We start from the raw sequence: 15,141 nt of genomic DNA, 5'->3' as shown, positions 1-15,141 counted from the left end.
GGCGAGGCATCCAGACCGGTAGATCAGGCGTCCAGCAGCAGGTTAATGCGGCCTACCAGCTCGTTGCGGTCGCAACCGGCAGCAACCACCGCATCCGCACCGGCATCCAACCAGCGCTGCTGGTTGTCTTCGTCCTGAGGGGCAACCAACACCACATTCAGGGACGAAAACTCGCTGCGTGAGCGCAGCATGTCCAATACCTGAAAGCCGTTTACCCCTTCAAGGTTGCTGTCCAGCACCAACATAGCCGGCTTACCGCTGGCCAGCATGGTACCCGCACTAAAGGAATCGCTCGCCAGATCCACTTCACAACCAGCCTGTTGCAACAACTGGCGCCCCGCAATCATTTCGGGGGAATCAGACACCACCAGCACTTTGCGCGTAGCAGCACCCAGTTCGGCTGGTACTGGCATGGCGTTATCCCGCAGGAAGCTGACGAAGTCTTCCACGCAGATACGGTGATCACCGCGGCCTGGAAGCTTGTATGCCTTGAGTTGCCCACGCTCAATCCAGCGGATAACGGTACGGAAATTGACCCCGCAATACCGGGCGGCTTCCCCGGTCGTAAGTACATGCACTTCGCTCATCTTATTACTTTCCCCCACGAATCGCGCATCTTGTTATTAATTGTGCTGAATTAAATCAAAAAAGCAGGCGTTAATTCTATGCCTATATATGTTTAACGAACCAACCGACATATCCCTCAATTAAAGTTTGAAAGCCACGGTTGACAGTTAAGACAGGTTAAATAGAATGGGGGACATGTTGACGTCGACTCATTATGTCGACAATACACGCGCTATCTAGCCTGACCCTGCAGCCTTTTGTAGCAAAAAGTCACAAAATGGTTGCTATTTGGCGTCCTGCAGACCTCTTCAGCGCACACGAGCTTGTTGGGATTCTCTCTTCACGAATACCCTAAGACCCTGGGCCCCCTTGTTTTTTCGGGGCCTTTTTTTTATCTTCCCGATCCTTCTTTTTCCTAATATTTACCTGGATGCGCGGGTTTTTTGGCGTGGTTTATCTCAGGTACAGCGGCATTTATGGCAGTTTTCGCCTTTTCTCACATTTTGTTGGTTACCTCCCACTCCGCGGGTGCTGCGTTTCCACGGACGCCGGGCTTTAACCAATGAATGTCTATCTGGTCGGCGGCGCTGTCCGCGACAAACTGCTGCAGCGCCCGGTGCACGAGCGTGACTGGGTGGTAGTGGGCGCCACCGAGGACGACATGCGCAACCGAGGCTTCCGCCCGGTGGGCAAGGACTTCCCGGTTTTCCTGCACCCGGATACCGGCGAGGAATACGCACTGGCCCGCACCGAGCGTAAAAGCGGCCATGGCTACGGCGGCTTTACGGTATTTGCCAGCCCTGACGTCACCCTGGAACAGGACCTGCAGCGGCGAGACCTAACGGTCAACGCCATGGCTGAAACCGAGGGTGGCGCCATCATCGACCCCTATGGCGGCCGCGCCGATCTGGAAGCACGCACGCTACGCCATGTATCGCCAGCATTTAGCGAAGACCCCCTGCGCATATTGCGCGTGGCCCGCTTTGCCGCACGTTACGCACCATTGGGCTTTACCATCGCCGATGAGACGATGACGCTGATGCGCTCGATGGTGGATGCGGGAGAGGTCGAGCACCTGGTTGCCGAACGGGTATGGAAAGAGGTGAGTCGCGCACTCACCGAGCCGCGGCCAGATATTTTTATCAGCACGTTGCGCGAATGTGGCGCCCTCAAGGTACTGCTGCCGGAAGTAGATTGCCTGTTTGGCATCCCACAACCACCGCTACATCACCCGGAAATTGACACTGGCGACCATGTTCTGCGCGCATTGCGTCAGGCGCCACCGGAACTCCCTGTGCGCTTTGCGGTACTGGTACACGATCTGGGCAAAGGCGTTACCCCGCAGGAGGTTCTGCCGAGCCACCGCGGCCACGAAGCGGCCGGCCTGCCGCTGGTAAAGGCGGTGTGCAAACGCCTGCGCGTGCCAAATCCAATTACCGCGCTGTCACTCGGCGTGTGCGAATACCATCTGCACAGCCATAAAGCGTTTGAGCTGCGCCCGCAGACGCTACTGAAACTACTGCGCGCGCTCGATGCGCTGCGTAAGCCGGAGCGTTTTGAGCAGTTTCTCGAGAGTTGCGAGGCCGACGCCCGTGGGCGCCTGGGGCTGGAAGACCGCGAATATCCGCAAGTCGACTACCTGCGCGCCGCACGCGACGCCGCCGCACAGGTAGACCCGCAGGCGCTTATCGCGCAGGGCTTTGCCGGTGCAGAGCTCGGTAAAGCACTGGACCGGGCACGCCTGCAAGCCCTGACCAAGCTGAAAAACACCTACGGGGCGCCCGCTCAAGACTGAGCGGCAAGCGCACCACCTGCAAGCATTCCAATAGCCGACGGAAACCCAACCATGGCCACAGCTCTGATCACCGGCGCCGCCGCGCGTCTCGGGCGCGCAATCGCAGAAGAACTCCACCGCGATCATCGGGTCATTGTGCATTACCGTCACTCCAGTCAGGCAGCGCAGGCACTGGTGGAGACCCTGAATCAGCGTCGCCCCGGCTCTGCGGCCGCAGTGCAGAGCGAACTCGCCAGCGCCGACGACTGCCAGCAGCTGGCCGAGTCCGCCCTGGCCTGCTTCGGCGAAGTGTCGGTACTGGTGAACAACGCTTCCGCCTTCTACCCCACCCCCATTGGCAGTGCCAGCGAGCAGCAGTGGGGCGAACTGATGGGCAGCAACCTGAAGGCACCGTTTTTTCTCAGCCAGGCCCTGACGCCGGCCCTTGCGGATGCGAACGGCTGTATCGTCAACCTTGCCGATATTCACGCAGACAAACCCATGCCCAGCCACACCATCTACAGTGCGGCCAAGGCGGGACTGGTAATGATGACCAAGAGCCTGGCCCGTGAGCTGGCACCGCGGGTTCGGGTCAATGCCGTGGCTCCCGGTGCGATTCTATGGCCGGAACAGGTCAGCGAAGGCTATAACAAGGAGCAGATACTGGAGCGCATCCCCATGCAGCGTAGCGGTGACCCATCGGACATCGCCCGTACTGTGCGCTTCCTGGCCTGTGACGCACCCTATATCACCGGCCAGATTATCGCGGTCGATGGTGGCCGCAGCCTGAATATGTAATGCCATTATTTCACTTAAAGCTTGAGGTAACGCAGTGAGCGAAAAGCAATATATTTCCGCCCAGTCCCTGCTGGACGATTCCTACACATTGGCCCTGAAGGTCGTAGAGAGCGGCTTCCAGCCAGACTACATCGTAGGGGTTTGGCGCGGCGGCGCTCCCATCGGTATCGCGGTACAGGAAATGTTTGATTTCCTCGGCTTCCATGCGGATCACATTGCCATTCGCACCTCCTCGTACAGCGGCGTTAACCAGCGCCAGAAAGAAGTAAAAGTGCACGGCCTCACCTACCTGATCAAACAGGTGGAGTCCCATGAAAAAATGTTGATCGTCGACGACGTTTACGACACCGGACTGAGCATTCAGCAAGCCATCAGCGACATGCGCAAGGCGGCGAAGAAAAACACCCCGGAAATCCGTGTTGCCTGCCCTTACTTCAAACCCAGCCGCAATCAGACCGACATGGAACCGGACTACTACCTGCACGAAACTGACAAGTGGCTGGTCTTCCCCCATGAACTGAAAGGCCTGAGCATGGATGAGATTCTCGAAAACAAGCAGGAGCTGCGTAAGCACGAAGACAAACTGCGTGCGCTAAAGAAAAACGGCTAGCTACCCATAGGAATCCTGTCACTAACGATCGTATAGGGGAGCCCGACAGCCGGAAACGGCTGTGAACATGTGCAGCTTGCCTAAGAAGTACTGGCAAGCCTGAACGAAGTTATAGGCCAGGGCTCTCGCTTGCCGAGCCCTCCGCTCATCTGCCCGCCAAATTTCACTTCAATTTCACCGGCAGCTTGTCACAATGTCTACTCATCTAACTCGTGGACAGACACTGCCGGTGAACACCCTCAAGATCCTTCTGGTTGAAGACAACCCCACCCTCGCCCGCCAGACCGGTCAATTTCTGGAAGGACATGGCTGGCATGTGGACTTTGCCAGCAACGGGCAACTTGGCCTGCAACTGGCTCTACAGGAGATCTACGACCTGATCCTGCTGGACCTCAATCTGCCGGATATGGACGGCCTTGAAGTCTGTCGACAACTGCGCAAAAAAGCCCAGTTTTCTGCCCCAATTCTTATGCTAACCGCGCGCGATGCCTTTACCGATAAGGCAGAGGGGTTTGACTCCGGCGCAGATGACTACCTGTGCAAACCGTTCGACCCACGCGAACTGGCCTTGCGCTGCCGCGCCCTGGCGCGACGCTGGGAACTGCACCGCAATGATGAAATCAGTATCGGCCCCCTGCACGTCCACCGTCGCCGCCGCGAAGCGGTCAGAGACGGGCAAGTTCTCAAGCTCACCACCATCGCCTTCAATATCCTTTGGGAGCTTGCCTGCGCCTACCCCGAGCCACTCAGCCGCGGGGAAATCGTGCATCGCATATGGGGCGATAACCCGCCCGACAGCGACGCCCTGAAATCACACATCTACAGTCTGCGGCGCCAGCTGGACCGACCGTTTCCCGAACCCATGCTGCGCACCATCAGCAGCATCGGCTTCCAGCTGGAATTACCAAGTGCAAGCTGAAACACCCCGCAGTAATCTGCAACGCAAAGTCTTCACCCTGTTCGGTGGCTTTACCCTACTGCTCTGCCTGATTTACTCCGGTATTGGGCTACTCACCGCCTACGTGATCGAGGACCAGCTGCTCGATAACCTGATCAATGAAGAAGCGCATTACATTGAGCAATCGTTCCGTGATGACGGCACCCTGCCCCGCCCGCGGCTGCCGATGTTTACCCTATACACTTCACCTGCCGATACCCCACCAGAATTCCTCACCGCGCTAGCGGGAGAGCAGCGCAGAGCCGAATACTTTGTCGAAGGGGACCAGCATTTTCACTTGCGTGAACTTCCCCCCGACACCGGTGCAATACTCGCCGCCGAGGTTGGCAACCTACTCACCGTTTCCAGCCAGTCGGGCCGCCTGATCTGGCTGCCATTGGCTGCCTTTCTAACCACCACAGTTCTGGCGCTGTGGCTCGCCTACCGGCTGGTAACGAGCGCGATTCGCCCTATTCTCAACCTTGCCCGGGAAGTTGAGCTGCAGGCAACAAGCCAGTCGCCGCTGGCACTGAGCACCAGCAGTCGCCACGACGAGATCGGCTTTCTAGCACGCACCCTGCAGCGCAACGTGCACGAACTCAAACAGGCGCGGCAGAGAGAGGCGGAATTCACCCACGATGTCAGTCACGAACTGCGCACCAACCTGGCCATCGCCAGCAACACCCTAGCCCTTGCGCGCGACCAGGGTCTGGGTGTGGAAGAATCTCGCGAGCTCAGCGACATACTGGCGAGCATGAATAGAACCGTCTGTACGCTGCTGGCACTGGCACGATTCGAATCCTTCGAACACTCCCGTTTCGACCTGCGCCCACTTGTGGAAGAACGCCTGCTTGCTCGCCGCGAGATTGTCATGCACCCAGACTTCCAACTGGGCGTAACGTTACCGGACACCTTACCGGTAGAAGGGCATCCACACCTTGCCGCATCGCTGCTTGATATCCTGTTCGACAACGCCCTCCAGCACGCGTCGCAACCGGCGTTGACGATTCGCCACGAGGACGGCGCACTCATTTTCGAAAACCCCGTCCTGAAGGAATTCAGCACTGCATCACTGTTTAACGCCGGCACACGCGGGCCGAACAGCGAGGGTTTTGGGCAGGGGCTCTACCTGGCCGGTAGAATTTTTTCCGCACTCGGCTGGCGTTTTTCGTCTACCTGTGAAAATGGTAGATTTTCTCTCGCCGTGTATCCTGATTCGAAGAGCGCCGGCCAGTAACACCTGTTTTGACCAAGTTAGCTGGATTATTTCACCCGTACTTCACCTTCTGCCCGGCAAGATCTCCCTACTACATACAGGAGATCCACCATGCTTAAGAAGATACTGGCAACCATCCTTTGCACCGCCGCAATTTTGTTCGGCACCGCCTTCTGGCTAAAAAGCCTGATACCCCCAGCGCCCGATCATGACGCGCTGGCGCGCACCACTACCGCAGACGTTCCCTACCTCAAGCAGATTCCCACTGAAAAAGAGCGCGGACGTATTCTCGCCGTCGTGAGCAGCGCCGCCGAATTCGGCGACACCGGCAAAAAAACCGGCTATGAATTCACCGAACTAACGCGCCCCTACTATGTATTCAGCGCCAATGGCTTTACCGTGGATATCGCCAGCCCACAGGGAGGCGAACCACCCGCGGTGATGGACAAAGATGATATGGGGCCATTCGAATACGCCTTTCTCAACGATGACGACGCGATGGAAAAGCTGCGCAACAGTATTCCCCTGAAAAACGTCATCGCGGACCAGTATGAAGGCATCTTCTTTGCCGGTGGCAAAGGCGCCATGTTTGATTTCCCCGGTAACCAGGCGATCCAGAACCTGGTTATTGCGCTGCACCAGAACGATGGCGTGATCGGCGCTGTCTGCCACGGCCCTGCTGCACTGGCGGATATCAGGTTCGATTCCGGAACTTCGTTCCTCGACGGACGCCGCATCAGCAGCTTTACCAACGAAGAAGAACTGTTCCTGATTCCAGATGCCGAGCAGGTGTTCCCTTTCTTGCTGGAAACCCGCTTGCGTGACAATGGCGCCATCTTTGAAAAGGGCCCGCTCTATCTGAATCAGGTCACCACCGATGATGGCCTGGTTACAGGACAAAACCCCTGGTCATCATGGAACGTGACCGAAGCAATGGTACGCGCACTTGGCTATGAACCAGTACCTCGCACAATCACCGCAACCGAAAAAACCGTGGAAGTACTGTTGGCTTATGAAAACAACGGCCATGGCGCTGCCAGTGAAACACTACAGAGTTTCTTGCAGCACGCAGGTGGAGAGGGAGAAGTGATCGACCGGCGCCTGCTGGCCATGCACGGCATTGTCGCGGCCATGAAAGGAGAGATGAAAAAATTTCTGGATATCGTGCGACTGCTAGCGAGCGCCAAATCCGCCACAAACGATACACGCCTTTCAAGCCATTGAAAGGCACGCATGAGAATTTCTGACAGTTTTTCTCGCAAGAGAATTCCCTTCAAGCAAAACTCCTGCAAGCAGATCCACTGCTTGCAGGGGAAAGTGCCAGACGGATAGTTCTGGTATCGATTATTTACCGTACCGTTCGCGATAGAGGTCGAATGTAATTTCTTTCGCCGCTTCCACCATTTCCGGATAGGGAATATCGGTCACAGTGACAAAGCCGATATTAGCATTCTCACCATCAAAGGCGCGCCCGGTTACCGGCTCATCGACATACTGGAACCAGTGCGCGCCTACCATATAGTCCTTCTCCAGTACGCTGCGCATATAGGCTTTGTACATGCGCGCCCGATCTTTCTGGCTGGCTGCACTGACAATCCCCGGATGGTAGTTGTCCGAATCGCTGGTGGCGCCAATATGAAACTCGCCAATCACCACCGGTAAATCAATGTCTTCCAAAAAATCCCATTGGTGCGTTTGCATACCCTCTTCATAGATATTGAAGCTGAGCACGTCCGAATACTTCACCGAGGCCTTGATGATTTCATCCGGCATGCCCCAGTTGGCCATACGCGCGCCCATGTAGAGATGATCCGGCAAGTATTCCTTCAGGGTGCCGTGTACCACTTTAAAGTACTGCTCGCCCAGCGCTTCCAGCAGCGAAGACAGATCCGCCACTTGTGCCTCGGTGTGCTCGTTCAGGCTGGCACCCGCGGCAAACGCTTCCCAACTTTCAAACTGGCTACCCCAGGCGCGGTTAAGCGCAGCCACAGTCCCATATTGCGCCTGCAAGCGACGGGTAAAAGCATGCTTGGCGGGACTGTTGGCCGCATCTTTACTCAATGCATCCAGGATCACGCCGTAGCGTTCGGCCACCGTTCCTTCGCGCTCACCCCAACTTTTTTCGTTATCGATAAACACCCCCACACACCAGGGCGAGGCCTGCACATCGTTGGCGATGACTTCAATGGTGGCGCGGGCGCGCTCGGCAAACACCGGGTCGAAGAAGTCCGGCATTAGCCCCCAGTGATTGGTGTCACCGGATAGCGTCTGGTAATCACCAATGATCCAGCCATTGGCAAAGTAAGGTACTTTTTCATTGGGGTAAAACGCTGGATCTACCCAGTTACCGAAGGAGGTAAATCCCCAGCTATTCATACGCTGCAGAGTGACCTCTTCCCATTGTTTCACATACGACTCAGGTGCCGTTTCGCCGTAGCGGCGCTCCAGGTTCGCGCGGTAAAAACTGTAGGTTTCCCCATGGGGAACCGGCCCTTTATGGGTAGAGCGGCGATAGCTGTAATGATCGGCCAGCGGGTGATCGTACTCGGGTAGCCAGGCAAACATGTCATGGCGCGTGTCATTGATGATGTAGCGGGAGGCGCGCACCTTATCCGAGACCTTCACAATACCCATGGAATCTTCCGGAGTGACTTCATCCGCATGCACAACCCGCACCGACGGGTCCTTGAAGTCTACCCCAGTCAGCGTGGTGAGGTTCGACATGCGCACATTGGCAGGGCCATGAGAGAAGAACATGTAGCCCTCGGGGTCTACCATCCACCATTTGCCATCCACCTTCTCGGTGCGAAAGTAACCCGTGGCTTCCAACCGAGGGCCATCTTTGTAGCCACCAAAGCGCGAGCGGTCCTCCGGGCCGGTATTTTGTGCAAGCGACGCCAACTCCTTCTCCGCCAGGGCCTTGAGCTCGGCTTCCGATGCCACCTTCAGTGGTGTGTCTTTTTTGGCGGCCTGTCCGAAGCGGTCCACCAGTTTTTCGGTCCAGTCCTGCCCAGCATCGGGGTTGGGTCTCAACTGAATATTGCCCACCTGCAGTTCGCGGTCTTGCAGCACACCAATGGTGAAGAACGATATTTTGGTGATCTGCGCCAAGTCCAGCGCGCCGTGCCAGGAGCGCCAAACCATCTTCAGCTCATCGGTTACCCACGGCATCGGGTTGGCCCACATCCCCTTGTCCATCGCCGCCTTTTCACCTGCCAGCGGGAAAAACACTGTGCCCTCATACCCCTCGGGCACACTCAATTCCCGGGACTGGCTACCCCCATGGGCATCGAACAGCTCCACATAAAAGTGTGTGGAGGCTGGCGCCAGATTGGTCACATCGAAAGCGAGGTTGTAATCGTCGAGGCTGGAAAGGTCCCAGGGAGTATCCGGCACTATGCTCAGAACCGGCGTGTGGGACGCTGCCGGAAAGCGCATGCCGAGGCCCTGCGCACTGCCTTTTTCAGGCAGTTTGAGCTCCGCCCGGTCAGCCACCAGCCACCCACGCTCGCTTGCATGCACAAAGTCTACGATGGTGGCAGGCAGCTGTTTTAGTGCGCCTGGGGCGGCAGGCATGGAGGGTTTGGCGGGATTTTCCACCGCGTCGCTGGCCTGCGCACCGCCGGCGCAGGCTAAGGTGACGGCAACCGCCACAGCATAGGAGAGGGACTTGAGGGCCATTTTATTTCCTTTATCGGCTTTTTAGGTGCTCGCGAATGCGATAGCCGAAGGATGACCCAAATGTTAATTGTCTACAATATATCTATGCGCCCATATCAAGGCCAATATCAGGGCCAATCAAACTCCACAGCCCACAATTTCTGCGATGTCTGGTCGTACTCTTCCCACAACTGCTGGTAGGTTTTGCCCTGAACCGGGTGCACTTCCGTTGGCGCCACCTCGGACAGCGGCAGCAATACGAACGCATTCTTCAGGATTTCATCGCGTGGCAGTGCGACACCGTCGACGTCTCCAGCCACATCATCGTAGGTGAGGATATCGATATCCAGTGTTCGCGCGCTGAACTTCGGCCCACTGCGCACGCGGCCGTTTGCATCTTCGATATCGCGCAGGCGCAGGGCCAGCTCGCCGACCGATAAATCTGTATCGATCGCCGCCACCAGATTGTAAAAATTATCGCCCTCGAAGCCCACCGCTTCGCTTTCGTAAACCTGTGACATTTTCAGGTCACCAAAGGCTTCCACCAATGCATCCATTGCGGCACACAAGTGTTTTTCACGGTCAATGTTACTACCGAGACTCAGGTAGACGATTGCCATTGATCAGACCTCCACAGCCTGTTTTTTACCACGTTCTATGATGACACCCACATCGCGCGCGCCGCGCACGGCGCCCGGCTTGGAAAGACGCAGGCGCAGCCAGCTCACATTGAATTCGCTACGCACAATCTCGGCAGCCTGTTCCGCCATGGTTTCCACCAGCAGAAACTCGCTGCCTTCGATAAATGCGATCAGACGTTTGGCAACGGCTTTGTAGTTCAGGGTGTGTTCGATATTGTCCGTGCGTGCGGCCTCACGAATATCGAACGCCATTTCGATATCGAGACTCACGGTCTGGCGCACTTCCCGCTCCCAGTCGTAAATGCCAATAATGGTTTCGACTTTCAAATCACGGATGTAAACGATATCCAACGCTCGTCTCCTTTCATTCTTACTTTTTATTCTGCGCTTGCCCGCTAAGGGGAACCGAGCGCACCGGTCAATTCGGTCAGCGGCCAGCGCGGGCGCACTTCGATTTCGAGATCGGCACGCTGCCCGGCCTGCAGGCGCAGGCAACCGGCATAAGCGATCATCGCACCGTTGTCGGTACAGAATTCCTGGCGCGGGTAATACACACTGCAGCCATCTTCCGCGAGCCGCGCTTCCAGCCGCTGACGCAACAGGGTATTTGCAGAAACCCCGCCAGCAATCACCAGAGTCTTGCGCTTCGCCTGTTTGAGCGCGCGGCGACACTTGATGACCAGGGTATCCACCACCGCTTCCTGGAAGGCTGCGGCAATATCCGCACAGGTCTGCTCATCCGGCAAGCCGTCTTCCAGTGCATGCTTTTGCACGGTGGTAAGAGTGAACGTTTTCAAGCCGGAGAAGCTGAAGTTGAGCCCGGGGCGGTCGGTCATCGGGCGCGGGAAGGTAAAGCGCAGCGGGTCGCCTTTTTCCGCCAGCGCCGCGAGGCGCGGACCACCCGGGTAATCCAGGTCCAGCATTTTGGCCGCCTTATCGAAGGCCTCACCGGCGGCGTCGTCGAGGGATTCGCCCAGCAACTCGTATTGCCCCAACCCCTGCACGTCCACCAGCTGGGTATGGCCGCCGGAAACCAGCAGTGCCACAAACGGGAATTCCGGCGGGTTTTCCTCCAGCATCGGGGCTAGCAAATGCCCCTCCATATGGTGCACACCGATCGCCGGGACATCCCAGCCGTAAGCAATGGCCCGGCCAGCACAGGCGCCCACCATCAGCGCGCCAATCAGGCCCGGGCCCGCGGTGTAGGCCACACCGTCGATATCTTCGGCGCGAGTATTGCTCTGCGCCATCACTTCGCGCACCAGCGGCAACAGTTTGCGCACATGGTCGCGGCTGGCAAGCTCGGGCACCACACCACCGTAGTCCGCGTGCAGTTTTACCTGACTGTAGAGCGTGTGACCAAGCAGCCCCTGTTCGTTGTCGTACAGGGCCACTCCAGTTTCATCGCAGGACGTTTCTATTCCGAGTACTCGCACAGTGCCCGACTTTCCTTCAATAGTGACAAATTAACCAAAAAAGCATCAAAACCGGTCAAACTACCGGCGTTAACCCCCGTGCGGGGGCGCTATCATACTCTCACGTGGGCCAGAAATCCGCCGCACCGCACCGAAGTCAGTCCCCTTTGGTTAAGGCGACTATATTTACCGGCCCGGGTGGGGTGTAACCGAGCCAGCGTAGAAACCGTCTATCCAGTCGCAAAGCCCGTATGGCGCCGGCTGGCACCGGGTTGGCGCGATTGCATCCACAAGGCTTGCGAAGGCCAAATCATCTGTATAGAATTTGCGCCCTCGCTGTGAACCGGCCTCCGGCTTGTATCTGCGAGATAGACATTTTGCCGGATAGGCCCCGCCAGTCCCTGTGCGCGTTACCAGTAGTATTACTAGTAAGTATTGCTTTAGGGATTCTGGCCGAGAGAAACGAATTTTACAGGTAATCTAATGCCCTCAGTACGCATCAAAGACAACGAGCCATTTGACATCGCTCTGCGCCGCTTCAAGCGCTCCTGCGAAAAAGCCGGTGTACTCTCCGAAGTACGTCGTCGCGAGTTTTACGAGAAGCCAACTTCTGTTCGCAAGCGCAAGGCTGCGGCTGCTGTTAAGCGCCACGCCAAGAAAATGCAGCGCGAAAACCGCAAGTTCCAGCGTCTCTACTGAGTTTTGCCGGGCCTGAGCCCGGTCTCTCGCTCACAGCACGCTGACGCGAACTCGGTTCGCGATCTGAAACGGCGCCCGAGGTCACTCGCGCGCCGTTTTCTATTTCTTGCGCTTATTTATCGAAGCGCGGCACTTCAGCCGCTCCCCCCTAGGCGCTATGCTTAGCCGCCTTACTACCATCTTCCGCAACCAGAACCGGACAACGCCCAATGAGCACACTCAAGGAAACCCTCGCTACCGCTACCAAAGACGCCATGAAGGCCCGCGAAAAGGCACGTCTGGCGACCCTGCGCCTGATCAATGCAGAGATTAAGCGCGTAGAAGTGGATGAGCGTATCGAGCTGGACGACGCTCGCATCCTGGCCCTGCTGGACAAAATGACCAAGCAGCGCCGCGACTCCATCGCCCAGTATGAAAAGGCCGGCCGCCCGGAGCTTGCCGAAGTGGAGCAGCAGGAAATCAACGTGATCCAGGACTTCCTGCCGGAGCAGCTGAGCGAGGCGGAAATCCAGGAAATCGTCGCCGCGGCGGTCAAGGAAACCGGCGCCGCCAGCATGGCCGACATGGGCAAGGTGATGGCACTAGTGAAGCCGCAGGTACAGGGCCGCGCCGACATGGGCGCAGTGAGCAAGCTGGTAAAGGCCTCCTTCTAACGCCTGCCGGGCAGTTAGATTAACGACCTATGGCAGGCAAGATCCCGCAGTATTTTATCGACGACCTGTTGGCCCGCGCCGACATTGTTCCGGTCGTCGATAGCCGCGTTAAGCTGCGCAAAACCGGGAAAAACTATTCCGCCTGCTGCCCGTTTCACGACGAAAAAACCCCATCCTTTACCGTAAGCCCCGACAAGCAGTTCTATTACTGCTTCGGCTGCGGTGCCAGCGGCAATGCCGTTGGCTTCCTGATGGAATACGACCGCCTGCCATTCCCGGAGGCAGTGGAAAAGCTCGCCGCCAGCCTGGGCCTGGAAGTCCCGCGGGAAAAACTCGATGCCGGCCAGCTCAAACGCCAGCAGGAAAGCCAGTCCCTCTACCAGCTCACCGAAAAGGCCGCGGAGTTCTATCGCGAGAAACTGCGGGACCACAAGGTCTCCACGCCCGCCATCACCTACCTGAAGAATCGCGGGCTTTCCGGAGCCATCTGCAAGGAATTCGGTATCGGCCTGGCGCCGCCCGGGTGGGACAACCTGCTGAACCAGCTGGGTACCAGCTCGGAAAAGTCCGCCCAGTTAGAACTTGCCGGCCTGGCAATCCGCCGCCAAGATAGCGATGGCAACGCGGGTAAAACCGAGCCCGGCAAGCGGCACCACTACGACCGCTTTCGCAACCGCATCATGTTCCCGATCCGCGACCAGCGCGGGCGCACCATTGCCTTCGGCGGCCGGGTGCTGGGGGACGACAAGCCCAAATACCTGAATTCACCAGAAACCCCGATATTCCACAAAGGCCGCGAACTCTACGGCCTGTGGGAAGCGCGCCAGGCTAACCGCGAGCTCAAGCGGCTGATTGTGGTGGAAGGCTATATGGATGTGGTGGCACTGGCCCAGTTCGACATCCGCTGCGCCGTGGCCACCCTCGGCACCGCCTGCGGTGAAGACCATATCCAACTGGCATTCCGCCACACCCAAGAAATCGTTTTCTGTTTCGATGGCGACAAGGCCGGCCGCACCGCCGCCCGCCGGGCACTGGAAGCCGGCCTGCCGCACATGCAGGACGGCCGCAGCCTGCGCTTCCTGCTGCTGCCGGAAGGGGAAGACCCGGACACCCTGGTGCGCCAGATCGGCGGCGAACGCTTCGACCAGCTGATCGACGAGCAGGGCCGCCCACTGGAAGACCTCCTGTTCGACCTGCTCGGCGAGGGCATCAACATACAGACAATGGACGGTCGCGCGCGCCTGTCGAAGGCCGCCGCCCCCCTGCTCGACCGACTGCCCGCCGGCGTTTACCGCCAACTCATGTTCCAGCAACTTGCACGACGCACCGGCCTCGAACAGGACATGCTGGAAGAGATTATCGCCGCGGAAAAAGCCCGCAGCGCCGAACTCGCCCGCCAGTCCCAGCCCGCGGCCAAGCCCGCGCATAAACCTGCACCGAAGCCAGCATCGGCCCCCTCTGCGGCGCCCTCGACAGAATCCTGGGCGCCCCCCCCTGCCGAAGAAGCAGCTCCGCCACCCTACGGTGACGAAGCGCCACCCGCAGAGGCTTACGACGGACCACCGCCCGACTACGACGAAAGCGGAATACCTCAGGGCCCTCAAGACTATCCGGAAGAAACCCCGGCAGCACAGGGCGGTCCGCGCCGCCGCAGCGGCCAGTACCGGCTGCCCGCCGAGCGCATGCTGATCGCGCTGCTACTGCACCACCCGCAGCTGGCGGAGACGATTGAGGACAGCAGCCGATTTAGCGCCAGTAATGACGCCGATTTGCAGCTGTTCGGCGAAATTCTTCAGGTTTTACACAAAAATCCCGGCCTCAACAGCAACCAGTTGTTCGGCCGCCTGCTGAACCTGGAAAGCAAGGAAGCCCGCGAGCTGCTGCCGCGCCTCGCCATGAGCCACCCCATTGTCGGCGGCCAAGGCCAGGCGATGGAATATGACCCGAACACCGAATTCAGCGATTGCCTGCGCACCCTGGATCTCGCCGCCGAACGCGAGCGTAAACGAGGCCTGCTGGACCAGCTGAAGAGCAACGGCAACCAGCTAAGTGCCGACCAGCTGGCACTATTGGCGCAATTTCGCCGCAAGCAAGACTGACGACGGCCGCCCCCAAGGTTTTCGGTCTCTCCCCCTTGAATTCCCTCCAGCCAACACCATATACACAGGCCC

At 58.1% G+C, this 15,141-nt stretch carries 14 protein-coding genes; 9 read left to right on the top strand and 5 right to left on the bottom strand.

Annotation, left to right across the window (positions count from 1 at the left end; genetic code table 11):
- Positions 1-23: 23 nt before the first annotated feature.
- Positions 24-587, bottom strand: a complete 564-nt coding sequence (locus KUV22_RS06590; protein WP_222229537.1) for a response regulator — start codon at positions 585-587, stop codon at positions 24-26.
- Between the two features lie 542 nt (positions 588-1,129).
- On the opposite strand from KUV22_RS06590, the gene KUV22_RS06585 reads away from it, so the two are divergent.
- The 6 genes from KUV22_RS06585 to KUV22_RS06560 all read left to right on the top strand — a co-directional run bounded on the left by KUV22_RS06585 (position 1,130) and on the right by KUV22_RS06560 (position 7,126).
- On the top strand, positions 1,130-2,362 hold the full coding sequence (locus KUV22_RS06585) for a multifunctional CCA addition/repair protein (protein ID WP_222229535.1): 1,233 nt from the start codon (positions 1,130-1,132) through the stop codon (positions 2,360-2,362).
- A 51-nt stretch (positions 2,363-2,413) separates the two neighbouring features.
- Entirely contained in the window at positions 2,414-3,139 is a 726-nt protein-coding gene (locus KUV22_RS06580) for a pteridine reductase (protein WP_222229533.1), read from the top strand.
- Between the two features lie 34 nt (positions 3,140-3,173).
- Positions 3,174-3,749, top strand: a complete 576-nt coding sequence (locus KUV22_RS06575) for a phosphoribosyltransferase (RefSeq protein WP_222229531.1) — start codon at positions 3,174-3,176, stop codon at positions 3,747-3,749.
- 193 nt (positions 3,750-3,942) lie between these two features.
- Positions 3,943-4,668 carry a response regulator transcription factor gene (locus KUV22_RS06570; RefSeq protein ID WP_261319241.1) on the top strand — a complete coding sequence of 242 codons (726 nt, stop codon included), beginning with the start codon at positions 3,943-3,945 and terminating at the stop codon, positions 4,666-4,668.
- Positions 4,658-5,923 (top strand): sensor histidine kinase, encoded by a 1,266-nt coding sequence (locus KUV22_RS06565; RefSeq protein WP_222229529.1) that lies wholly within the window; start codon positions 4,658-4,660, stop codon positions 5,921-5,923. The genes KUV22_RS06570 and KUV22_RS06565 overlap by 11 nt, the downstream gene beginning before the upstream one ends.
- Before the next feature lie 90 nt (positions 5,924-6,013).
- A complete protein-coding gene (locus KUV22_RS06560; protein WP_222229527.1) occupies positions 6,014-7,126 on the top strand; it encodes a type 1 glutamine amidotransferase domain-containing protein in 1,113 nt (370 codons plus the stop codon).
- 120 nt (positions 7,127-7,246) lie between these two features.
- Here KUV22_RS06560 and KUV22_RS06555 read toward each other — a convergent pair whose 3' ends face one another.
- From KUV22_RS06555 to tsaD, 4 genes are all read right to left on the bottom strand, one after another.
- Positions 7,247-9,583 (bottom strand): agarase, encoded by a 2,337-nt coding sequence (locus KUV22_RS06555; protein WP_222229525.1) that lies wholly within the window; start codon positions 9,581-9,583, stop codon positions 7,247-7,249.
- A 107-nt stretch (positions 9,584-9,690) separates the two neighbouring features.
- On the bottom strand, positions 9,691-10,182 hold the full coding sequence (gene folK, locus KUV22_RS06550; protein WP_222229523.1) for a 2-amino-4-hydroxy-6-hydroxymethyldihydropteridine diphosphokinase: 492 nt from the start codon (positions 10,180-10,182) through the stop codon (positions 9,691-9,693).
- Between the two features lie 3 nt (positions 10,183-10,185).
- On the bottom strand, positions 10,186-10,554 hold the full coding sequence (gene folB / locus KUV22_RS06545; protein WP_010133381.1) for a dihydroneopterin aldolase: 369 nt from the start codon (positions 10,552-10,554) through the stop codon (positions 10,186-10,188).
- A 44-nt stretch (positions 10,555-10,598) separates the two neighbouring features.
- On the bottom strand, positions 10,599-11,639 hold the full coding sequence (tsaD, locus tag KUV22_RS06540) for a tRNA (adenosine(37)-N6)-threonylcarbamoyltransferase complex transferase subunit TsaD (protein WP_222229521.1): 1,041 nt from the start codon (positions 11,637-11,639) through the stop codon (positions 10,599-10,601).
- A gap of 462 nt (positions 11,640-12,101) precedes the next feature.
- Here tsaD and rpsU point away from each other — a divergent pair, with 462 nt between their 5' ends.
- The 3 genes from rpsU to dnaG all read left to right on the top strand — a co-directional run bounded on the left by rpsU (position 12,102) and on the right by dnaG (position 15,069).
- A complete protein-coding gene (rpsU, locus tag KUV22_RS06535) occupies positions 12,102-12,317 on the top strand; it encodes a 30S ribosomal protein S21 (protein WP_010133379.1) in 216 nt (71 codons plus the stop codon).
- Positions 12,318-12,526: 209 nt separating this feature from the next.
- Positions 12,527-12,970 carry a GatB/YqeY domain-containing protein gene (locus tag KUV22_RS06530; RefSeq protein ID WP_222229519.1) on the top strand — a complete coding sequence of 148 codons (444 nt, stop codon included), beginning with the start codon at positions 12,527-12,529 and terminating at the stop codon, positions 12,968-12,970.
- Between the two features lie 29 nt (positions 12,971-12,999).
- A complete protein-coding gene (dnaG, locus tag KUV22_RS06525; RefSeq protein ID WP_222229517.1) occupies positions 13,000-15,069 on the top strand; it encodes a DNA primase in 2,070 nt (689 codons plus the stop codon).
- Positions 15,070-15,141: the final 72 nt, after the last annotated feature.

It is taken from the genome of Microbulbifer agarilyticus (assembly GCF_019800665.1).
GTDB classification, from domain to species: Bacteria; Pseudomonadota; Gammaproteobacteria; order Pseudomonadales; family Cellvibrionaceae; genus Microbulbifer; species Microbulbifer agarilyticus_C.
Note: the sequence above shows the minus strand (reverse complement) of the source record. Positions and strands in the feature narration are given on the sequence as shown.

Excerpts from the sequence above, each read along its gene's own strand:
- KUV22_RS06590 (WP_222229537.1), bottom strand. The coding sequence starts at position 587 with ATGAGCGAAGTGCATGTACTTACGACCGGGGAAGCCGCCCGGTATTGC.
- KUV22_RS06585 (WP_222229535.1), top strand. The coding sequence starts at position 1,130 with ATGAATGTCTATCTGGTCGGCGGCGCTGTCCGCGACAAACTGCTGCAG.
- KUV22_RS06580 (WP_222229533.1), top strand. The coding sequence starts at position 2,414 with ATGGCCACAGCTCTGATCACCGGCGCCGCCGCGCGTCTCGGGCGCGCA.
- KUV22_RS06570 (WP_261319241.1), top strand. The coding sequence starts at position 3,943 with ATGTCTACTCATCTAACTCGTGGACAGACACTGCCGGTGAACACCCTC.
- KUV22_RS06560 (WP_222229527.1), top strand. The coding sequence starts at position 6,014 with ATGCTTAAGAAGATACTGGCAACCATCCTTTGCACCGCCGCAATTTTG.
- KUV22_RS06555 (WP_222229525.1), bottom strand. The coding sequence starts at position 9,583 with ATGGCCCTCAAGTCCCTCTCCTATGCTGTGGCGGTTGCCGTCACCTTA.
- folK (WP_222229523.1), bottom strand. The coding sequence starts at position 10,182 with ATGGCAATCGTCTACCTGAGTCTCGGTAGTAACATTGACCGTGAAAAA.
- rpsU (WP_010133379.1), top strand. The coding sequence starts at position 12,102 with ATGCCCTCAGTACGCATCAAAGACAACGAGCCATTTGACATCGCTCTG.
- KUV22_RS06530 (WP_222229519.1), top strand. The coding sequence starts at position 12,527 with ATGAGCACACTCAAGGAAACCCTCGCTACCGCTACCAAAGACGCCATG.
- dnaG (WP_222229517.1), top strand. The coding sequence starts at position 13,000 with ATGGCAGGCAAGATCCCGCAGTATTTTATCGACGACCTGTTGGCCCGC.